This window comes from Proteus sp. fly-1089, assembly GCF_040138965.1.
Classification (GTDB): domain Bacteria; phylum Pseudomonadota; class Gammaproteobacteria; order Enterobacterales; family Enterobacteriaceae; genus Proteus; species Proteus vulgaris_B.
Genome location: NZ_JBEETS010000001.1, coordinates 682,110 through 703,437 on the forward strand (window position 1 = coordinate 682,110; position 21,328 = coordinate 703,437).

Consider the following 21,328-nt stretch of genomic DNA (forward strand, 5'->3'; position numbering starts at 1 on the left):
TTTACACCCGTGAAAAATCGCAAAAATTATAAAACACTCCATAAAATACAAATAATTAGAATAAATATAATATGTTCTCAAAAAAAACACGCTCAACAACTGCACTGCTATTTTCATCGCTTCTTCTTACAATAGGAAGAGGTGCAACATTACCATTTATGGCTATCTATTTGTCGCGGGAGTATCAATTACCCGTCGATGATATTGGTATTGCCATGTCTATTGCATTAACAACGGGAATTTTTTTCAGCCTTGGTTTTGGCATGCTTGCTGATAAGTTTGAGAAAAAACGTTATATGATCCTTGCAATTCTAACGTTTATTTTTGGATTTACCGCAATCCCTCTTGTCCATAGTACTATTTTAGTTGTTATCTTTTTCTCTGTGATTAACTGCTCTTATTTAGTGTTTTCAACTGTATTAAAAGCGTATTTTTCTGAAACCTTATCGGTTTCAGCAAAGCCTAAAATATTTTCTCTAAACTATACCTTTATCAATATGGGATGGACGGTGGGTCCTCCTATCGGCACCTTATTATTAATGTACGGAACGCAATTACCTTTCTGGCTTGCCGCTATTTCGGCAACATTTCCACTATTTATGATCCAAGTTTTTGTTCAACGCTCAAAAGCGGTGAATAAAGATGAAGAAAATAGTGTGAAATGGGACCCGAAAATAATGCTAAAAGATAGAGCATTAAGTTGGTTTGTACTCTCTACTTTTTTCGGTACATTAACATTTGGCTCTTTTGCCTCATGTATTTCACAATATATCTTAGTAGTGTACGATGCTAAATTAGCAGAGTCCGTTATTGCGGTTGTACTGCCTGTAAACGCCGCTATTGTCGTTTCTTTGCAATATATTGTGGGTAAGCATGTTACAGCCGACAGATTGCGTAAATTAATGACCTTAGGCACATTATTTTTTATGTTAGGCTTACTTGGTTTTATGTTTGCTGGTGACAACTTGATATTTTGGGCATTAGCCATTGCCGTTTTTACTTTTGGTGAGTTAATTTATGCGCCAGGTGAGTATATGATGATTGATAACATTGCGCCGTTAGGAATGAAAGCAAGTTATTTCTCTGCTCAGTCGTTAGGTTGGTTAGGTGCAGCATTAAATCCATTAGCCAGTGGTTTTATTTTAACGTCATTCCCTCCTATTTCTTTATTCGCTATTTTAATGGCCGTTTCTGCATTGGCTTGGTTTTGTATGATCCAAGGAATGAATGCCAGTAAAAAAATAGCTATTGCACTTTAATTTCTGGAAACTTCACAAACTAAAAAGACACCTTAAGGTACTTTTTAGTTTGTAGACGACTTATTTTGTCTCTATTCTTTTCTGCAATGGATTAGGGAAGACAGATTTCTTCCTAATCTTGAGTTATATGGCTAGCTAACATTGTTAATTTATTGAATTTTAAATAAAAAATATTGCAGAATAAAATTATTTTGATGTTCTTTTGAGTATTGTTTCAATGCTAATAGGGAAGAAATCATTAACATCGACACCAACATTAATTGCATTTTTTCCTAAAACATCTAAACGCTTACGTTGAGTTGGATCTTTTTGTGAATTGTGTACATGACCATATAAATGAATAGCGTCACGGAAAAAACCACCCCATTCTAATATAGGATAATGAAACATCACAATTTTTCGTTTTTTATAATCCAATTCAAAGTAGTCTTTTACCCATTCAAATACTGATGCGTCAAATTCTGGATCATCGAGAAATTTGTCATGATTTCCACGGATAAGGTACTTTTTACCGTTTAATCGACGTAAAATTCGGTTGGCATCTTGCCCTGTTCCTCGATAGAGAAAATCACCTAAAATATAGATTTCGTCATGATCAGATACATAAGCATTCCAGTTATGGATTAACGTATCATTCATATGGCTTACGCTATTGAAAGGACGGTCACAAAGATTGAGGATATTTGAATGGCAAAAATGTGTATCAGAAGTAAAATAAATCATAGTAATTTCTTAATAAGTAATAAAAATCTTAACCTTAAGAAAGTATTTTCCCTCGGTCTGTATAGTGATATTTTTTCAACATAATTACCTCCCTTAGCTAAAAATAGAACAATAAATACAATATCATCTGTTTTATTGTCGTTGATGTTGTTTACGGTAACCAGATAAAGAATGCCCCGTCTCTCTTTTGAAATATCGGCATAAATAAGAGGGCTCATCAAAATGAAGCTTTATTGATATCTCATTTACTGAAAGCGAAGTGTGCATTAATAATGCTTTTATTTCAAGAATAACTTGACGATTAATCAACGTCTTAGGTGAATCATTAAAAAATTGTTTTGTTATTTGTGATAAATAAAACGGCGTAATATTAAGACAATTTGCATAAAAAGCAACTTCTCTATGCTTTAAAGAATGTTTTCCAATTAACTCCCAAAATTGCCAACAAAGCTTTTCTTTACGACTAAATTCTTTTTTAGCGATAGAGAAATACGTTGGTATTGATTCTGTGATCGCAAAGAAGAGATTTTGCAGGTGGTTTTTTAACATCAATTTTCTATGTTCAGAATATTGACTATCTATATATTTTAGTTGTTCTACCCATCTATTTAAGGCTTCTTTTTGTTCTTTTTTGGGAGAGCAAATGGGATTTTCATGGAGAAAGGCAAATAAAGTATTAGAAAGAGAATAAGCAATTTCTGAAGCAAAAGATTTATCGAGAAAGCAATAAAATAAGCGAAAATTTGCTGATTTTTGGCTTAAAACGGTCATGATATCATCACCCAAAATAAGAATATCATTCGCTTTAATCATCTGCTTCTGAAAACCAATATTAATGACAGCCCTTCCTTCTAGGCATACCATGACCACAATGTAAGATAAGGGTAATGGATAATTAATTTCATTTGCCATACTGCTTTCACCCATAATGGCGTGTTGCGATGAGGTATTCAGTTGTGACAGTACTTGACTTAACATAAATCTATCGATCTCTTTTTATTCTAATTTAATTAGTTTTTATATTTGATGATATTTAACTTAATAACAAGTATTTTCTTTTATTTTGTTTTCAAAAGTATCGATTTTACCTCTTTTATGCCATTCGGGTTTTTATTTCTTTTCTTTAGAATACACATATCTTAAAAACACAAGATAAATTGCAACATATTGATAAAAAGAAAATTAATTGAAATGAAAACATTAAAAACAGAAAGACTCATACTACGGCCATGGAAACTTGCTGATGCCCCAAGCCTGTATGAATACGCGAAAGATGAACGAGTTGGCCCTATTGCTGGTTGGCCTATTCATAAAAGTATTGAAGAAAGTACTGAAATAATTCGTACTATATTTATGCGAGATGAAGTTTATGCTGTCACATTAATTGATGATGATCGTGCTATCGGCTTAGTGGGTTTATCTTTTGCTAAAGAGAGTAATTTCCCGATAGGCGATAATGATGCTGAAGTCTCTTATTGGATTGGAGTTCCGTTCTGGGGAAAAGGCTTAATTCCTGAAGCGGTGAGAGAAATTAGCCGTCATAGTTTTGAAACTTTGGAATTAGATAATTTATGGTGTGGATACTTCGCTGATAATAAGAAGTCACAAAAAGCACAAGAAAAATGTGGGTTTAAATTTCATCACATTATTGAAGAACAATACGTAGAATTTTTAGATGAAGTGAAAGTTGAAAATATTTGCCGCTTAACTAAAGATGCATGGGTTGAAATCCAAAAACAGTTGTAATGAAAATAAAAAACACCAGATAACCAATTGTTATCTGGTGTTTTTCTAAAATAGATAAGCTAATCGCTTAATTAAGCGTTTTCTAATGCTTGAGATAAATCAGCAATTAAATCTTGAGGATTTTCAATACCAATAGATAAACGAATTGTAGTGTCTTGAATACCAATATTATGGCGTAATGCTATCGGTACGCCAGAATGAGTTGTTGAGCCAGGATGACAGGCTAAAGACTCTGTACCTCCCAGACTAACTGCAAGTTTAAAAATTTTCATAGCATTAAGAAAACGGAAAGCTTCACTCTCCCCTCCCATAATATCAAATGAGAATGTTGAACCTGCCCCCGTACATTGTTTTGCAAATACTTGACCTTCAATCGAGTTTTTATCCGCAAATGGCAAATAGTGAATAGTTTTTACTTTTTTATGATCACGCAAAAACGCTGCAACTAATAATGCGTTCTGGTTCGCTTTTTCCATTCTAATTTGTAGTGTTTCTAAAGAACGCCCAAGCATCCAGCAAGAATGAGGGTCAAGCTGTGTTCCTATTGCACCTCGTAGTAATCGAATTTGATTAATCAGTTCACGAGAGCCCATTGCAGCGCCAGCAACCAAGTCCGAATGCCCCCCAACATATTTAGTCAAAGAATAAACAGAAATATCTGCACCTTGTTCAATTGGGTGTTGATAAACAGGGCCAAGTAATGTGTTATCACAAACAATAATGGGACGATAGCCCTGCTTTTTTTCTAGTTTATCAGCAACAATTTTTAATGCGCTAATATCGACTAATGAATTAGTTGGGTTTGCAGGTGTTTCTGCAAAAATAACGGCAACCCGCCCTTTTTGGCTAGCGTTATTGGCTTGTGCTTGGATCAATGAAAGGTTTAAGCCGTCAGTAAATGGAGTGGCTTGAATACCAAATTTAGCAAGTGTCTTTGCAATTAATGTCTCTGTTCCACCATAGAGAGGTTGAGAGTGTAAAATGACATCACCAGGCTGAGTTAAGGCCATTAATGTCGTCGTGATTGCTGACATCCCTGAAGAGAATAATACACAAGATTGTGTATTTTCATAGACAGCAAGCCTATCTTCAACAATTTCACTATTAGGCTGATTAAAACGAGAATAAACCAAACCTGCTTTTTCACCTTCAGGTAAAGGTTTTCTCCCGCTCACTGTATCAAAGAAAGCTTTGCCTTCTTCTGCACTTTTAAAAATGAAGGTCGATGTTAAGAATACAGGTGGTTTTACTGAACCTTCAGAAAGTAATGGGTCATATCCATAACTCATCATAAGTGTTTCAGGCGATAGTTTGTGTTCACCGATATATTGTTTTTTTAGTTGAGAATCAGCCATTTTTTTATTTCTTCTGTGTAATGGAGGATGAGTTATCATACTGAAAAAAATTCATGTTGTTAGAATGTTTTATAAAGTATGGAAACTAGTAGTTATATAAAAATAGCGAAATGAGGAATAAAAATAAGGATTAATAATGAAATATTAAAAATTGAGTGATATTTAGACAAGAAAATACGCTAAATAATAGTGGTTCATTCTAGTGAAAAGAGTAATTTATGTGGAAAAATAATGAAAACTTAAAGATAAAAAGAATTCTTTTATCTTTAAGTCAAGACGTTACCATGCTCTGACTGCATCACCTTTATACATTTCTTTAAACTTCAACTCGATTTGTCGTGAGTGAAGCACTGAAATCAACTTCTTTATATTTTCATCATCTTTGTTATCTTCGCGGGTTACGATAACATTGGCATAAGGTGAGTTTTTATTTTCTAAAATTAATCCATCACGAGTTGCAATTAACCCAATTTGAGACGAAAAATTATTATTAATAACCGCCATTGTAATTGCTGGATCATTTAGTGCTTCAGTGAGCTGTGGTGGATCGACTTCAATAAACTTAATTTCTTTAGGGTTATAGATAATGTCATCTAATGTTGGAGTAAAACCAACGTTCTCATTAAGAGTAATAAGATGGTTTTCTGCTAGTAATAGAAGTGCTCGACCTCTCATACTGGCTTCATTTGAGATAGCAACAAGAGATCCTAATTGTAATTCATTTATATCACTAATTTTTTTAGAGTATGCAGCTAAAGGAAAAATATAGGTTTTACCCGCGATATGAAATTTATAGTTATTTTCTTTCATTTGTGTTTGAAGATAAGGAATGGATTGAAAAACATTCGCATCAACTTCTTTATTATTTAATGCCTTATTAGGAAGTACATAATCATTAAAAGTGACAACTTCAACGTCTAACCCTTCTGTTAATTTAGCTAAACGAATAACGTCATCCCAAATCACTTGATCAGGTCCTGTATTAATTGCCACCTTTATCTTATGTGCATCTTCTTGTGAACAAGATACAGTAAATAGTGATATTGAGGCTAGAAGTAAACCCGTAATAATTTCCTTCATATCTCCCTCTTAAACAGTCCCAGATAAGATCAGTACTATTAATATCATTTTGATTAAGAAATATCCTAATAATAGATTAATAACAAGGAAAAAGAAATGATACAAGTACTCAATGAATATAAAGAAAGGAATATTCTTTTTATTCTTACAATTCATTGTTTTATAAAATAAAAAATAACTCATCAAAATATGATGTGTTTGTTAATAAATTGTAGATTTACTCATTGATAATTTTATTTATACAAGCATCAGAATATGAGTCTTCAACGCTAAGATAAGATAATTCAGTGACACAATAAGTATTAAACTGCCATTTGAACTGAATTTCATCCTCTTGTTTCTTTTCTGATATTTCATAACTAGAAAAACGAATCGGAGTTGGCCGTTGTAAATCGTTTCCTATTTTTTCAGCACTTAACAACACCACTCTGCCTTTTTTTTCAATGAATTCAAAATCAGAAATAGTGATATTAGTGCCTTTAATCTTATTGTTGTAAAGACTTAACGCATTAGAATATATGGATGGGACAATATACACTTTTTGATCGCTGCCTTTGATATAAACGGTCGTCATATCAAAAGATGATGAATCATTTAATGAACGTCGAGACTTGACCACGACATCAGGAATACCATCACCATTAAAATCGATAAGATTTACTCCATATTCGAGTTTAATTTCAGATGATGTTGAAGTGAAAGGTAATGATGCAAAAAGTAATCCTAGCCCAAGTTTTAATATTTTATTCATTGTATTCGCTTCTTTTTTTGCTTATTACTTGAGCATCAGACTACTTTGTGGCAATGATTAGTCAAGGAATTTTATGTTTCGAAATAATACAGAATTTACAATTATATCATTCATAAAATATTTCCATGCTAATGAATTTACTTATTTGACTATTATAAAATGAATTGTTTTTTTATTTTCTATTATTTTAAGGCTTAAGTTTTTATTTAATATAAAGCAATGTAATTTTTAAGATCATTAATTCTTTCTTTTGTTTTATCTTTTAGGCAGCTGCTATATACCATTGGCGCTAAACTTCCCCCTTGATAATAGTCCGCTTCATACTGACAAGAAAGGTCTCTAAAATTAACCCATACTAACTGTGCTTGCTTTAATTGCACCTTTCTAGCGCTATCTAACTTGGCGTAATATTGCTGGTAAATGTGGTTAAGCTCTTCATCTTTCTGCTGAAAATCTTGATATACACATTGATTTATTTCAGTTTGCGTTGCTGCATTTCGACAATCAAAGTTATCTGCTTGTAAATGTATAGACCAAAAGAGTATACCGCCAGATATTGCACTTAATAGGATAAGTTTTTTCATCGCACCGTCCATTTTTTGATTAAAAACATCGCTAAAAATATTTATTTCACTCCTTTAATATTTAATTTAAGGAATGAAGATAAAGTAAAACCTTTATCATTTTAACAATGTTTCTTATATAACAATTACATGAAGATAACGCAAAATCTCTCTATTTAAGACAATCAAAATAAGATTAAGATACTATTACAAGTAATTATACTGATGTTTTTTTTAAAACAAATATTTTTTAAAAAATATTTAAAAAAATGATAACTAAACACTCTTTTTTTTAACATTAAATGTTATTTGCAAAAATATTAGGCAAAATAATGGCTATATTTTATGATTTATTTCCTGTTGTGCTGAGTTGTTATTATTAATATATCTAATCAATTTCACCTTAATACAACTCCTCCTATTCGTTTTTATTTAAGTTGCTTTTAATAAAATAGAGATAATAAATTAGACTATTTAGTCTAATTAATGCATGTTATATAAAAAATGTTCAAAAATAGTTCATTTAATATGCTCACTCGCTTCTTACTCAAGGTGGATCTTTTAAGCTATGAAAAAATGTTTTAACTCTATTTGGTTTTATTTAGGGCTTTTTATTCTTACCTTTGCACTGGTTGTAAGCCGTGGGCAGTATTCTGATTTTGAACTAAATTCTGACACGTCAGTAATAATCCCCGTAAATTTTGTGTCTAAAATGGATACATTATCAGGTACGTTGCTCTTACCCCGTGACAATAAAGTAAAAGCGGTCGCTATTTTTATTCATGGTGATGGCGCTCAAGATCGATTTTCTAATAGTGGTTATTTACCTTTAATTAATAATTTACTTGATGCAGGTATTGGTGTTTACACATGGGATAAAGCCGGTGTTGGTGAAAGCCAAGGAAATTGGTTACTTCAATCCATGTATGATAGAGCAGATGAAGCACTAATTGCATTTCATCTGATACACGGAAAATTTATAAATACGGATATTAAAGTGGGTTATCTTGGATTTTCCCAGGCAGGCTGGGTTATTCCCATTGCGGCTTCGCAATCTGAACCCGATTTTTCCGTTATTATTGGTGGCGCAATTAATTGGCGTGATCAAGGTGCGTATTATCAGCAAGTCCGCCTAAAAAACAATCATGTTAATGATGCTGAGATTACTCGAAGAGTATTAGAACAATTGCAACAAAACGATCGTGTATTTGGTATTAATGGTAGTCATGATATTTCATCCCAAGGTGAGATGTCTCATGATCGCTTTCAATTTGTTATTAAAAACTATTTGAGTGATTCCTCTAAATTTCTACCGAATATGAATGGTCGAGTATTAGCGATATTGGGTGAGTTAGATCTTAATGTTGATGCAACTAAGAATGCCTGTTTATATAAAACATTATTAGGTGATCATGTAGATAAAACCGTTGCCTTATTCCCTAATGCATCACACGGTTTATTAAAAGCGCCTATGTACAATTACCAGCTAGAAAGCCAGTGGTCATGGTGGAAAGAAGCACTTTTTATTTATCAAGGTAGAGAGAGTTATTCTTCAGATGCTTTGTCTGCACTTACCGCGTGGATAGCTGAAGGCACACCAATATCACCTGCCTACACAAATTTCGACTGTACAAATAACAATAAGGCTTATCAATAAAAAATAAATCACAATAACTATGGAACATCGTATGCAACATGAAAAAGACAAAGAGCGAAAAAATGGCTGGATATGCAGAAGGAGCAACGTTGACGAAATCATTAGGTTGTTGGCAAGTTATCTGTTGGGCATTAATTGTATCGTTACCTCCTATGCTTATTCTGAGCTTTATTCTTATGCCAGAGGAATTAACGACAATCGATCTCTCTGCCTGGGTAGGTTTAGGTTATGTTTCTCTATTTAGTATGCTGATTGGCTTTATATTTTTGTACAAAGGGTCATCTCAAGGTGGGATTGCAACAGTAGGACAGCTTCAATTATTACAGCCTTTCTTTGGTTTAGCATTAGCGACCGTGTTACTCAATGAGTCTGTAAATTTATTGATGTTGCTCGTAACTGTTGGTGTTATTTTTTGTGTTGCTGGTTCACGAAAATATGCTTAATTAATATTAGCTAGTTAAAGCTAAAAACACGCTAAATATTTTTATTTAGCGTGTTTTTACTTTAATTAAAGCTCACACTTCGTTTTCAAGGTAGCTGTTTTTTTATGATGATCCAGTGCTAGCTCAATTAATTTAGTAATTAACGACTGATAGCCTAAGCCAGCACTTTGCCATAATTTTGGATACATACTGATATTTGTAAATCCTGGTAATGTGTTTATTTCATTAATCACAACTCGGTTGTCTTGAGTTAAGAATACATCAACACGCGCCATACCTAAGCAATTAAGCACACGATAAGCTTTTAATGCCACTTGGCGAATATGTAAACTAGTGTCTTCATTCATAACAGCAGGAACAACAACTTTAGCACCATCTTCGTCGATGTATTTGGTGTTATAACCATAGAAAGCATCATTTAACACTATTTCACCACAAGGGCTTACTTCAGGGTTTTCGTTACCTAAAACAGCACACTCTATTTCACGACCAACAATAGCACTTTCAACAATCACTTTAAGATCATATTCAAAAGCCATGGCTAATGCCGCGTTAAATTCTTCTTCGTTATTAACTTTGCTAATTCCTACAGAAGAACCTAGGTTTGCTGGTTTAATAAATAAAGGTAATCCTAATTGACGAACCATTTCGTTATAAGGAATATCATTAATTTGGTGTGCCATAATCGTAATAAAAGGTGCAACCGCTAATCCCGCACCATCAAGTAGGCGTTTTGTGACATCTTTATCCATACAAGCGGCTGAACTCATGATATTAGGACCGACATAAGGCATATCAATCATGTGTAATAGACCTTGCAGTGTACCATCTTCACCATAGGCACCATGGACAATTGGGAAGACAACATCAATTTGTGGTAATGCTTGACCATCTTCAAGCGAAATAAATTGATTTTTTACACTACCTGGAATAATAGCAACCGCTCTTAAAGGTTTGCTTAATGAGATAGTTTTAGGATTATCGCTATTGAGTAAATAGTCAGCTTCTGAATATTCATGCCACTGTCCTTGCTCATTAATACCTATTAAGCAAAGGTCGAATTTCGTTCGATCTAATTCATTAATAATATTTTTTGCTGATTGTAATGAAACTTGATGTTCTGTGGATTTACCACCAAAAATAATAGCGACTCTTAATTTACTCATTTTCTAACCTTTTATAGGACAGCTATAGCGAATAGGTAGCAATATATCATGATAAAAACGCCCAATGTAGGTAGATAGTTCTTATCTGCGAAAAATTACGATAAAATGATGAAATTCTATGATTTAGAGTGTTAAAACATCACTATTTCAAGATATAACAGCGCAATAACGATCACAATTCTATTGGTATAAGATAAACACCATGACTGATATAAAACAACCGATTGAAATGGATATTACTGAAGTAGCAAAAGCAACAGGGCTTGCCTCTTCAGCAATACGTTATTATGAGAAAAAAGGACTGATTAATTCGATAGGACGTAAAGGGCTTAAACGCGTTTATCACCGCGATATATTGAGCCGCTTGGCCTTAATTTCTTTAGCGCAACAAGCGCATTTTTCGCTAGATGAAATTGCACAATTAAGCTGCAACCAAAAAATCCCCTCAATAGATAGAACTATTGTTCATCTAAAAATTGAAGAAATTGATAATAAAATAAATGAACTTAAACGTCTTAAAAAAGGATTAGAACATATTCAAACCTGCCCTGAAGAGAACCATTTTCAATGCAATAGATTTCAAAAAATTTTAGCATTAAGTCTAAAAAAGAATAAAAAACGAATTAATAAAAAATAATCGATTACTTTAGGTAAGCGCTAAATCAACTGATGCTCTTTTAATAATAACCCTCCTCTTGACTTGAAGTTAACTTCAAGTTGTAAGATGCGTATCTCTTTAATTTATTTATCGCATCAATGGAGATATCTATGCCTAGATCAGTCTGGTGGTTGGCATTTTCTTTGGCTCTTTTTACAACTGGGAACGCATTAGTGCTTTCTGTCGCTGTCCTTGTGGGAGAGCAACTTGCTAAAGATCCTATTTATTCAACGGTCCCTTTATTAAGCCAATATATTGGAATTATTTCAGCAACACTTCCAATGGCACACTTTATGATGAAATATTCACGTAAAGCAGGTTTTATTATTGGAAATATAGGCGGATTAATCGGCGCATTATTATCTATTGCAGGTATTTATTATCATAATTTAATGCTGTTTTCCTTTGGTACTTATTTTACTGGAGTTGCTATTGGTACAGCACAACAATATCGATTTGCCGCACTCGAAGAAACACCAGTGAGCATGCATGCAAAAGCTATCGGTTTAGTAATGAGTGGCGGTATTGTTGCCGCAGTTATTGGACCAACATTAGCGGTAACAACGCGGCAATTCTTTGCAGATTATCCGTTTATTGGACCTTTTACTGCATTAAGTATTATTTATATTTTAGCCTTCGGATTACTGTTGAAAATTCCTTTAAAAAAAATAATAAAAACCAAAATACAAACAGAAGAAAAACCAAGAAGTTATCCGCTATTATACAGTCAACCTTTGTTATTTTTAGTCACAATTGTTAGTGCATTAGGTTATGGCATTGTGGTGTATATGGTTGGCGCTATTCCACTATCGATGAAACAAAATGGCTTTGAATTTGCCACCATTGCTTTTGTGTTTCAATGCCATATCTTAGGCATGTTTGCTCCCTCTTTTATTACAGGTCAACTTATCCACCGATTCGGGATCAAGATTTTCTTTTTTACTGCCATACTCTTATTGATAATTGCATTTGGTGTCAATTTACAAGGTAATAGCTTTTATCATTACCTTATTAGTTTTGTGTTAATTGGTATTTCATGGAATCTAAATTTAATTAGCTCTACTCATTTGCTATCTAAAACGTATTTATCGCATGAGCGTGCAAAAGTCCAAGGTACCAATGACTTTTTAATTTTCTTCTTTGGTGGATTAGGCAGTATCGCAGGTGGCCTTGCTTTTTATTTAATAGGCTGGCAGCACACCAACATTATTGGTATTACTGTTGCTGTCATGATTTTATTAGCCGCAATTAAACTACGAAAACATTTACCCTCAGCGAGTACGTTATAATTTTATTCACTCATGATTATCTCAAGCCTGCATAAATTGCGGGCTTTCACACTAAATGATACTTTTTATCTTTCTTATGGGATTGCATAGAGGAATTCTATATTGATAGAATTAAATCACGGATTCATTTTTTAAACTTAAAGAAGGAGGCTAATTATGTTTTTGTGTGATCTTATTGAATACTCACACTTCTTTGGTAATCGCCACAGCTCAGGCTTTCACAGTATTTTACTGCGTTAACCTGCCTGAGCGACGTTAACTATTACCTCTCCTCAGCTTACAGGGTTATCGCAAGATATTACCCAAGGCGTTTCTACGCCTAAAGAATGAGTAAGCTATGAGCACATTATTATCTACACAAAATCTGTCTTTTCATAATAACAACGGTTTATTACTAAATGATATTTCTTTAGCCTTAATTAAAGGTGAGAAAATTGGTTTAATTGGCCATAACGGCTGTGGAAAAAGTACATTATTAAAACTTTTATCACATCAATTAACACCGAATGAAGGTGTTATTTCCATTGCTAATCAAACTGTAATGGCCTATATAGAGCAGCACCTTCCTCAAGAGTTACAGCCAATGACATTAATGGATGCTGTGCTTCATAAATTTCCTGAAGAATACAGATTATCTGAAGGCTGGCGCGCAGAGTTACTACTCAGTGAAATGGGTTTTAAGTTTGATGAAAAAAATCTACGTGTTTCACAATTAAGTGGTGGCCAACATACACGTTTATTATTAGCAAGGGCGTTAATTATTGAGCCTGACCTATTATTACTTGATGAACCCAGTAACCATCTCGATTTACCCACTATTTTATGGTTAGAAACCTTTTTAAAACAGTGGCGTGGTAGCTTTATTTTGGTGTCTCATGATAATACGCTATTAGACAACGTGACGAATTGTACGTGGATCATTCGTGATAAGTCATTATCTATCTTTCGCTTGCCCTGCTCTCAAGCCAGAATAGCGCAAGAAGAGCAAGATATGAGTGCGCAACATCGACGTGATGCACAGCAAAAAGAGATAGATAGGATCACCCAAAGTGCGAAGCAACTTGCAATTTGGGGGCACGTTTATGATAACGAGAATTTATCTCGCAAAGCTAAACAGATGGAAAAACATATTGTTCGTTTAAAAGATGAACAAACCGAAGTGGCTGAAGAGGCTCAGTGGGTATTACAATTCTCAGGTACAACACTGCGTGCTGATAGGCTTTGTGAATTAAACCAACTCCCTGTTATTCCTGCTGATAATGCACCTGTTCTCTATATTGTCGAAAATCAGCGCATTAAAAGTGGTGATCGAGTGGCAATAATCGGTGCTAATGGAACCGGAAAGTCATCATTATTAAAGATGATTTGGTCATTAAATTCAGTTGAAACAACGACACAAAGTACAATAAGGTTACATCCACGTGTTGAATTGGGTTATTACGACCAAAACATTGCGCAGTTAAAGGATAATGATACCCTCACTGATGCATTGAAACCTTTTGCGCCTTTAACTGATGAACAACGTAAAATGGCACTAATTAGTGCGGGTTTTGCTTACATTCGTCATGGGCAAAAAGTGAGTACGTTAAGTGGTGGTGAACGTGCTCGTTTATTATTTATCGGTCTGAGTTTAGCGAAATACTCATTCTTGATGCTTGATGAACCGACGAATCATATTGATATGGACGGCAAAAAGGCGTTAGCTGAACAAATTAGTCAATTCACTGGTGGCATTTTATTAGTTAGTCATGATCGAGAATTGATTGAAAATAGTTGTAATCGCTTTTGGTATATTCACAATGGTATTTTGACTGAACATCATGATATTGAAACGATTTATCAACTTATTTCTGAAGAGGAAATGCCAGAAATACAGATAACAGATAAGGAAAGTGATATAGAAAATCATGCATCGGTGCTGTCTGTTTCTCACCATGATGATGATGAAAAACTGTTTAAACTCATTGAATTAGAAGAGAAACTGGATGCTGATTTAGCACGTAAACCCAACCATCAAAAACCTACTTTGCAAGCACAATGGAAACTGGAAATTAGTCAGTTAAAGCAATCGCTTAATATGATGTAAAAGAATAAGATTTTGGTGTAACTCAAAGGATCACATTGTGATCCTTTTTATTGTTCTTATTTTACTAATTCATATTCAATCAGGTATAAAGACTGAGTTGTTGGATAAATATCTTTAATAAGCCCTTTTAATACAGGAAGCGTCATTCCTTCTTGCTGTGCATGATACTCATTAATATCATCATAATGTAAAGGTGATACAGCTAGAATTTTTAATTTTCCATAGTAAGTACGATGTTCGTTAGCATATAACTCAACCACACTACCTGGCTTATAATAGCTTTCACTTTCATCTCGAATAGTAATTACTTTTATTTCTTTAAGAATTGAAGGAATTAAACGCTCAAAAAAAGTAATTTCTGTAGGGTTAAATGACATAGTATTACTCACGAATAAATTGATAACTTGCTGATTATCTTACCATGTCTTACTGGTGTTTTATCTTTTTTTGCTAATTATTGTGTTATTTGATGCTTCGGTCTGAAGCAATTTTGCTTTACGCTCGATCCCCCAACGATAACCTGACAATTCGCCATTTTGACGAATAACACGATGGCAAGGTATCGCCACAGCAAGTTTATTAGCTGCACAGGCATTTGCTACGGCACGATATGCTTTAGGGGAACCTATTTTATTGGCAATTTCTTGATATGTCATGGTACTACCAAAAGGAATATCTAATAATGCCTGCCACACTTTTTGCTGAAAAACAGTACCTTGAATATCAAGAGGCAAAGATAGTGGTTGTTTAGGTAATTCAATAAAACCAACAACTTGAGCTATTATTTGTTCAAACTCTTTATTTGCACCAATTAATTCAGCAAGAGGAAATTGTTTTTGTAAATCTTCTAATAATTGTTCTGCATCATCCCCTAACATAATAGCGCAAATTCCCTTTTCGCTTTGAGCCACTAGAATATTACCTAAAGAACACAGTGCAATCGCAAAAAAGATAGCAATATTCTTACCACCTGTACGCCAATTGGTTGGAGTCATTCCTAATATTGCGGCTGCGTTTTCATAAAAACGGCTATTAGCATTAAAACCTGATTGATAAATTGCATCAGTAATACTGACATCTTCTATCAGGGCTTTTTTTATTAATTTTTGGCGGTAGGCATTAGCATAATCTTTTGGGGTGATACCCATAATCGATTTAAAGAGACGATGAAAATGATATGGGCTTGCCATAACATGCTCAGCAATACGAGCTAGTGAAACATCACCGTTATTTTGTTCAATAAAACGGCAGGCTTGTTCAATAAGTTGATTACGCTTATTTTCCATTATGACAGTCCTTTAATGCGGGATTACGGTTATTATCAACAGTCATAATAAATAAAGAACTCCGTTTATTGCGCAATAATTTCAGGCTCTTTAGATAATGCCCATAAATAAAGCGATGCTGTAGAGCCATAAGGTGAATATCGTTTACGGTAACGCTCAAAACGTGCTTTATCTAATGTTTTATGACGATAAAGGCGCATAATTCCGCGTTGAATGGCCAAATCTCCCCAACTTAAAATATCTGGCCGATTAAGCGAAGAAATTAATAACATTTCTGCTGTCCAAACTCCAATACCTTTCAGTTGAATTAAAGTATCAATAACCTCTTTATCTGTCATATTAGGAATTTTATTTAAATCTAATTTTTCTGAAATAACAGCATCTGCGATACCGATAATATAACCCGCTTTACGCATAGTCATTCCACATTGCTGTACCTCTTTTTCTGATAATTTTGCAATACGCTCTGGCGTGTAAATGCCCTCACATAAATTCAATAGCCGTTGGTGCACCGTTATGGCGGCAGAAACAGAAATTTGTTGTTCAATAATGTTTTTAACTAATGCGGTAAATAAATCAGGTGTAATAGGACGTTTAATGTCACCCATTCTTTCAATGAGTGCAGCTAAGCGTTTATCACGCTGCTTTAAGGTTTTTATCTCTTTTTCGCCATACTGAAAATACATAGCTATTCTCTATTAAAAATATATTAGAAGTCAGTATAACTTGAAAAACAAGATATTATGCACTCCATTTCTTGCTTTTTTATTTTCATACTCAGAATAATAATTATAGAAACAATTACAGTTAATAATTAAATTTAAATATTTATAAAAATAATACAAATAAAAAATACTCTATAATTTATTTGAAAAGGTTTTTTATTATCAAGTCACCTGTATTACACAATGGAGTTTAATATTATGAATGAAAATTTAGATTTAAATAATAAATCAGCGGCATTAGATTTAATGAAAAAATCCATGAGCTTTACTATTCCTGGCGCTTTAAGAGTTGCAGCTAAATTAAAAATTGCAGATTTATTAAAAGAAGGGCCTAAAGATATAAATGAACTTGCAAAGAAAACGAACTCAATTCCTTATGTTTTAAATAGAATATTAAGAATGTTAGCATCTGAAAGTATATTTTATGAGTCAGAAGGAGAGCGTTACTCTCTTGCTCCCGCGGGGCGATTTTTATTAAGTGATCATAAATATAGCTTGCGTGATGCCGTATTAATGTTAACTAATGAAACGTTATGGCGCCCAGTTGGCGATGTTATTGAGTCAGTTCAGGGTAACCCTGCTTTTGAAAACTTATATGGCATGTCTTTTTATCAATATTGGCAAGATAATGTAAGAGAAGATCATGATTTTCAAGCAGGTATGAGCTCTTTATCAAAAATAGAAAATTATTTTCTTATTAAGCATTATAACTTTCCAGAGAACAAAATAGTGACAGATATTGCAGGAGGGTTAGGTGGATTATTATTAGAAATTTTAAAAGAAAATCCTACGTTAAAAGGACAGTTATTTGATCACCCGCATGTATTAGAAAGAACAAAATTAGTTGAATTAAGTGATGATAGTCGTTGGAAATTAATACCAGGTGATCTATTTGGAGATTATCCTGAATCTGATATTTATTTAATGAAATATATTGTTCACAATTGGAATAATGAAAAAGTTATTAATATTTTTAAAAATTTACGCAAAATAATGAAGGCGGATTCAAAAGTACTTATTATTGAACCGGTTATTTTTAAAAAAAATATACCGGATTTCGCTAAATATATGGATATGATTTGTATGAGCGCATTTCCTGAATCTGGCGAGCGTACAGAAGATGAATTTATTGCTTTATTAGAACAATCAGATTTGAAAATTAATAAAGTGATTAAAACAGAAACTTATAATTCAATATTAGAAGTTGTTATTAAATAATTTATTGAAAAGATCGTCTATTTGTAACAAAAAAAGCCACTTTCAAAGTGGCTTTTTAAATTGAAAAAAGATTATGCAGTTAACGCCAGTTTTGCACCAAAAAGTAAGAACACTGCACCTATACAACTATTTGATAATGATGCTAATCGTTTGTTATGTTTTACTTTATTAGTAATAGCCACTCCGCCAAAAATAAGAATTGATAAATAAATCATGCTACATGTTTCTAAAATTGCACCTAATACAAAAAATGGAACACCCGCATTTTCATATTTAGGATCAATAAACTGAATAAAGAAAGAGACATAAAAAATGATCATTTTAGGATTAAGCATACTTAAAAATAGAGCCTTAACATAAAGGCCATCTTTTGCTTTGATTGCCACTTCTGATAATTGTTCAGTTGTTTCTTTTTTCTTGTGAAACGTTGCATATAATGTCTTTAAACCCAAATAGGTTAAATAAAGTGCACCTGCATATTTAATAACAATAAAGAAAACGGGTGAAGTCTTGACTAATGAAGCAACCCCCAAAAATGCCAAAAAGATTAATAATGCATCACCCGTAAAAACACCAAGAGCGGCTTTATACCCCCCTTTTACCCCATGCTTCGCACTGGAAGTAAGGACGAAAATCGAGTTTGGACCTGGTACTAAGGTAATAAAAATAACGCCTAAAAGGTATGTCCAAATATTTGAAATACCGATACTTTCTAACATACGACGCCTTTTTTAAAAAAATAATATGCTGAATATGTGAGCTATCATATCGATAATAATATTTTTGTAAAACAATAATCTTTATACAATCTAAAAATAAGTCAATTAATCTACTTTGATTAATAAAAGGCAGTTTGTAAGTCTTTTTTAATTGCTTTATTTAGATTAAAAAACTAGTTTAAATGTGCGTTATAGTATGATGCTGAAATTAAAATTTATACAGCGATAAAGTTCAAAATAAAAAACAATATCAGTCTTATAAACTGAAAATCAGATAAATATTAGAGGTAATATCCTATTGTTTGTTTTGTGTTATGGTTTTTTATTCTTTTTGTGATTTACATCTACTCAATATTATCAAAAAAACAGTAAGAATAGTAACTATGCTTATGAAAAATAATGATTTTTATAAACATGTTATTAAATGTATTAGCACAAAAAGTGAGAGGATAAATAAGATTATTTTTCTCAAAACCATTATTCTGTTTGTTTTTTACATTTAGCATAAAAATCACCTTACCTCCTATTACTGTTAAGAGAATAAAATGGATATAAGCACCTCATCGCATTATTGGTGTAGAAACAGAAAATATTAAAATGCATGCTGATCATGTTATTTTAACCGCGGGAGTGGGCGCTTTAGCGTTATTGTCTGAAAAAAGTATTGATTTACCTTTATATGCGTCATCCAATATTTTACTCAAATTAACAACAGATGCAGAAACGCCGTTTTTACCTTGCATTATCTCAACGCCAGAAATGGAGTTACGTCACTTTGCTCAAAATGAGATTATTGCAGCTGAAGATTACATTGATAATAGTGATGAACATCACCCTGAGCACATTGCATTCCATGCACAAGCGACTTTTTATGATAATTTTACGCAAACAGGTAAACTAACGATTGAACAAGTTATTGTTGGTGAAAGACCCATGCCTAAAGATGAAATGCCAATTATTGGAGAAATATCTCCTTATCAAGGACTATATCTTGTTACTATGCACGCCGCCGTGACGTTGTCACCTTTATTGTGTAAATTGGTTGCACAAGAACTGATTTACGAAAAAGCGAATCCTCTATTAACTCCTTATCGCTTATCACGATTTAGCTAGAGAACCATTATGGATGCACAACTGTATAAAGAATTTAAAGTAGTAGAAAAAGCTTTTTGGTCAGAAATTTGTGAAAATAATATTCGTATTGGTGATCATACTCATTGCTTTATGACACCAATGGACGCGCCAATTTTTAACTTTATTTATTTACGTCAAGGCGCAACAGAAGGCTCATTTCAGCAGGCAAGTACCCTTTTCTCTTCGCAACAAAAAGACCATATTTTGGTTTTACCTGAATCATTATTACCTGAATTTGAAGGCATTATAAAAAATGCGGGCTATACTGGTGACGGTATGACAACAGCAATGTATTTAACGTTGTCAGAAGCGGTTTACCCTTCTTATCGAAATAATCCATGCGATATTATTCTCACTAATCATAACCTAGAACAATGGGCACATCCGTTAAAAACAGCGTTTCCTGTGGGAGATGACAGTGATGATACGATTGTTAATGAGTATATTCGTTATCATCAAAAAGCATTAGATAATGGCGCGACTATTTTCCATTATGCTCTGTTAGTTGAAGGTCAGCCCGTATCGTCATTAACGCTGACGTTACATGATAAATTAGCGCGTTTTGACGATATTGGGACAGATGTTGCTTATCAAGGCAATGGCTATGCGACTCATTTAATTAAACACGTTTTAGAGTTTTGCCGTGAGCAAGGTGTAGAGCGTTGTTTCTTAGATGCATCCGCAGATGGTTTGGCGCTATACCGTAAATTTGGTTTTAAATCCCTATTTAACTATTTAAGTTTTATTAAAGAGTAACTTTATCATAAGGCTCAATAAACTTATTGAGCCTTGATTTTTAGTAATTAAAGTTTCAACCTTCTTTCTGCATCTGTATTGTCTTTATCACTGATTTGTCTTATTACACGACAGGGATTGCCAACAGCAACACAATTAGCTGGAATAGATTTTGTTACTACACTGCCCGCACCAATAACACAATTATCACCAATAGTTACGCCGGGTAAAATAATGCACCCTGCACCTAACCATACCGAATTGCCAATAGTAATAGGTAATGCATATTCAAGTTCACTGCTGCGTATTTCAGGATCAATAGGATGAGTTGCAGTTAAAATGCTAACATTCGGTGCACACATTACATTGTTTCCAATTTTCACAGGTGCACAATCTAATATCGTTAAATTGAAATTGGCATAAAATCCCTCTCCAATTTCAATTAATTGCCCATAGTCACAATGAAATGGAGGTTCAATAGAAAAATTTTCACCTGTTTTACCGAATAGTTTCTTTAAATAAGCTTTTCTTTTTTCAACTTCAGACGGCCGCGTTATATTAAAATCATAAACAATTTCGCGTGCTTTTGTTCTTAAGGGCTTCAAGCTGTCATCTTTATTTGCATGATAAAGATGACCTGATACCATTTTTTCATATTCTGTCATTGTGATGCTCCGAAATTGAATAAAACAGTTTAGGTAAACTTCAATATTTATCACCTCATTCTAACGTGAA

Annotated in this window: 21 protein-coding genes and 1 pseudogene; 10 read left to right on the forward strand and 12 right to left on the reverse strand. The window is 33.3% G+C overall.

Going from position 1 to position 21,328, the window contains the following annotated elements; genetic code table 11:
• Positions 1-71 precede the first annotated feature (71 nt).
• The gene (gene ydeE, locus ABN080_RS03190) at positions 72-1,259 is read left to right on the forward strand and encodes an efflux MFS transporter YdeE (RefSeq protein ID WP_349440334.1); all 1,188 of its coding nucleotides are present in this window, start codon (positions 72-74) and stop codon (positions 1,257-1,259) included.
• A 186-nt stretch (positions 1,260-1,445) separates the two neighbouring features.
• Here the strand turns inward: ydeE and ABN080_RS03195 are convergent, their stop codons facing one another.
• Both ABN080_RS03195 and ABN080_RS03200 read right to left on the reverse strand, forming a co-directional pair.
• The gene (locus ABN080_RS03195) at positions 1,446-1,982 is read right to left on the reverse strand and encodes a metallophosphoesterase (protein WP_072068090.1); all 537 of its coding nucleotides are present in this window, start codon (positions 1,980-1,982) and stop codon (positions 1,446-1,448) included.
• A 132-nt stretch (positions 1,983-2,114) separates the two neighbouring features.
• Positions 2,115-2,894: a helix-turn-helix domain-containing protein gene (locus tag ABN080_RS03200; protein ID WP_349440335.1), complete on the reverse strand. Its 780-nt coding sequence runs from the start codon at positions 2,892-2,894 to the stop codon at positions 2,115-2,117.
• Between the two features lie 279 nt (positions 2,895-3,173).
• Here ABN080_RS03200 and ABN080_RS03205 point away from each other — a divergent pair, with 279 nt between their 5' ends.
• On the forward strand, positions 3,174-3,728 hold the full coding sequence (locus ABN080_RS03205) for a GNAT family N-acetyltransferase (protein WP_196553029.1): 555 nt from the start codon (positions 3,174-3,176) through the stop codon (positions 3,726-3,728).
• A 71-nt stretch (positions 3,729-3,799) separates the two neighbouring features.
• Here the strand turns inward: ABN080_RS03205 and ABN080_RS03210 are convergent, their stop codons facing one another.
• The 4 genes from ABN080_RS03210 to ABN080_RS03225 form a co-directional block, all read right to left on the reverse strand.
• Complete coding sequence (locus tag ABN080_RS03210; RefSeq protein ID WP_349440336.1) at positions 3,800-5,083, reverse strand: cystathionine gamma-synthase family protein; 1,284 nt, start codon at positions 5,081-5,083, stop codon at positions 3,800-3,802.
• Between the two features lie 279 nt (positions 5,084-5,362).
• The gene (locus ABN080_RS03215; protein ID WP_196553027.1) at positions 5,363-6,163 is read right to left on the reverse strand and encodes a MetQ/NlpA family lipoprotein; all 801 of its coding nucleotides are present in this window, start codon (positions 6,161-6,163) and stop codon (positions 5,363-5,365) included.
• A gap of 217 nt (positions 6,164-6,380) precedes the next feature.
• Positions 6,381-6,914 carry a carbapenem self-resistance protein CarG family protein gene (locus ABN080_RS03220; protein WP_349440337.1) on the reverse strand — a complete coding sequence of 178 codons (534 nt, stop codon included), beginning with the start codon at positions 6,912-6,914 and terminating at the stop codon, positions 6,381-6,383.
• Positions 6,915-7,120: 206 nt separating this feature from the next.
• The gene (locus tag ABN080_RS03225; protein WP_349440338.1) at positions 7,121-7,498 is read right to left on the reverse strand and encodes a lysozyme inhibitor LprI family protein; all 378 of its coding nucleotides are present in this window, start codon (positions 7,496-7,498) and stop codon (positions 7,121-7,123) included.
• 547 nt (positions 7,499-8,045) lie between these two features.
• Here ABN080_RS03225 and ABN080_RS03230 point away from each other — a divergent pair.
• Positions 8,046-9,134 (forward strand): alpha/beta hydrolase family protein, encoded by a 1,089-nt coding sequence (locus ABN080_RS03230; protein ID WP_349440339.1) that lies wholly within the window; start codon positions 8,046-8,048, stop codon positions 9,132-9,134.
• A 68-nt stretch (positions 9,135-9,202) separates the two neighbouring features.
• Positions 9,203-9,577 (forward strand): annotated as a pseudogene (locus tag ABN080_RS03235) (EamA family transporter); the annotation flags it as partial.
• Between the two features lie 65 nt (positions 9,578-9,642).
• Here ABN080_RS03235 and ddlA read toward each other — a convergent pair.
• Positions 9,643-10,743, reverse strand: coding sequence for a D-alanine--D-alanine ligase (ddlA, locus tag ABN080_RS03240; RefSeq protein WP_349440340.1), 1,101 nt, complete (start codon positions 10,741-10,743; stop codon positions 9,643-9,645).
• Between the two features lie 202 nt (positions 10,744-10,945).
• On the opposite strand from ddlA, the gene ABN080_RS03245 reads away from it, so the two are divergent.
• From ABN080_RS03245 to ABN080_RS03255, 3 genes are all read left to right on the forward strand, one after another.
• A complete protein-coding gene (locus ABN080_RS03245) occupies positions 10,946-11,380 on the forward strand; it encodes a MerR family transcriptional regulator (RefSeq protein WP_072068100.1) in 435 nt (144 codons plus the stop codon).
• A 131-nt stretch (positions 11,381-11,511) separates the two neighbouring features.
• Positions 11,512-12,690 carry an MFS transporter gene (locus ABN080_RS03250; RefSeq protein ID WP_349440341.1) on the forward strand — a complete coding sequence of 393 codons (1,179 nt, stop codon included), beginning with the start codon at positions 11,512-11,514 and terminating at the stop codon, positions 12,688-12,690.
• Positions 12,691-13,027: 337 nt separating this feature from the next.
• A complete protein-coding gene (locus tag ABN080_RS03255; RefSeq protein ID WP_349440342.1) occupies positions 13,028-14,776 on the forward strand; it encodes an ABC-F family ATP-binding cassette domain-containing protein in 1,749 nt (582 codons plus the stop codon).
• 56 nt (positions 14,777-14,832) lie between these two features.
• Here the strand turns inward: ABN080_RS03255 and yqfB are convergent, their stop codons facing one another.
• The 3 genes from yqfB to ABN080_RS03270 all read right to left on the reverse strand — a co-directional run bounded on the left by yqfB (position 14,833) and on the right by ABN080_RS03270 (position 16,748).
• Entirely contained in the window at positions 14,833-15,153 is a 321-nt protein-coding gene (gene yqfB, locus ABN080_RS03260) for a N(4)-acetylcytidine aminohydrolase (protein ID WP_349440343.1), read from the reverse strand.
• 60 nt (positions 15,154-15,213) lie between these two features.
• On the reverse strand, positions 15,214-16,062 hold the full coding sequence (gene ada, locus ABN080_RS03265; RefSeq protein WP_349440344.1) for a bifunctional DNA-binding transcriptional regulator/O6-methylguanine-DNA methyltransferase Ada: 849 nt from the start codon (positions 16,060-16,062) through the stop codon (positions 15,214-15,216).
• 65 nt (positions 16,063-16,127) lie between these two features.
• On the reverse strand, positions 16,128-16,748 hold the full coding sequence (locus tag ABN080_RS03270; RefSeq protein WP_196553018.1) for a DNA-3-methyladenine glycosylase family protein: 621 nt from the start codon (positions 16,746-16,748) through the stop codon (positions 16,128-16,130).
• Positions 16,749-16,985: 237 nt separating this feature from the next.
• Here ABN080_RS03270 and ABN080_RS03275 point away from each other — a divergent pair, with 237 nt between their 5' ends.
• On the forward strand, positions 16,986-18,005 hold the full coding sequence (locus tag ABN080_RS03275) for a methyltransferase (RefSeq protein WP_349440345.1): 1,020 nt from the start codon (positions 16,986-16,988) through the stop codon (positions 18,003-18,005).
• Between the two features lie 71 nt (positions 18,006-18,076).
• Here ABN080_RS03275 and leuE read toward each other — a convergent pair whose 3' ends face one another.
• Positions 18,077-18,724 (reverse strand): leucine efflux protein LeuE, encoded by a 648-nt coding sequence (gene leuE, locus ABN080_RS03280; protein WP_196553017.1) that lies wholly within the window; start codon positions 18,722-18,724, stop codon positions 18,077-18,079.
• Between the two features lie 570 nt (positions 18,725-19,294).
• On the opposite strand from leuE, the gene ABN080_RS03285 reads away from it, so the two are divergent.
• Together ABN080_RS03285 and ABN080_RS03290 are read left to right on the forward strand one after the other, a co-directional pair.
• Positions 19,295-19,837 (forward strand): NAD(P)/FAD-dependent oxidoreductase, encoded by a 543-nt coding sequence (locus ABN080_RS03285; RefSeq protein WP_349440650.1) that lies wholly within the window; start codon positions 19,295-19,297, stop codon positions 19,835-19,837.
• A 9-nt stretch (positions 19,838-19,846) separates the two neighbouring features.
• The gene (locus ABN080_RS03290; protein ID WP_349440347.1) at positions 19,847-20,614 is read left to right on the forward strand and encodes a GNAT family N-acetyltransferase; all 768 of its coding nucleotides are present in this window, start codon (positions 19,847-19,849) and stop codon (positions 20,612-20,614) included.
• Positions 20,615-20,661: 47 nt separating this feature from the next.
• Here ABN080_RS03290 and ABN080_RS03295 read toward each other — a convergent pair whose 3' ends face one another.
• Entirely contained in the window at positions 20,662-21,258 is a 597-nt protein-coding gene (locus ABN080_RS03295; RefSeq protein ID WP_349440348.1) for a sugar O-acetyltransferase, read from the reverse strand.
• Positions 21,259-21,328: the final 70 nt, after the last annotated feature.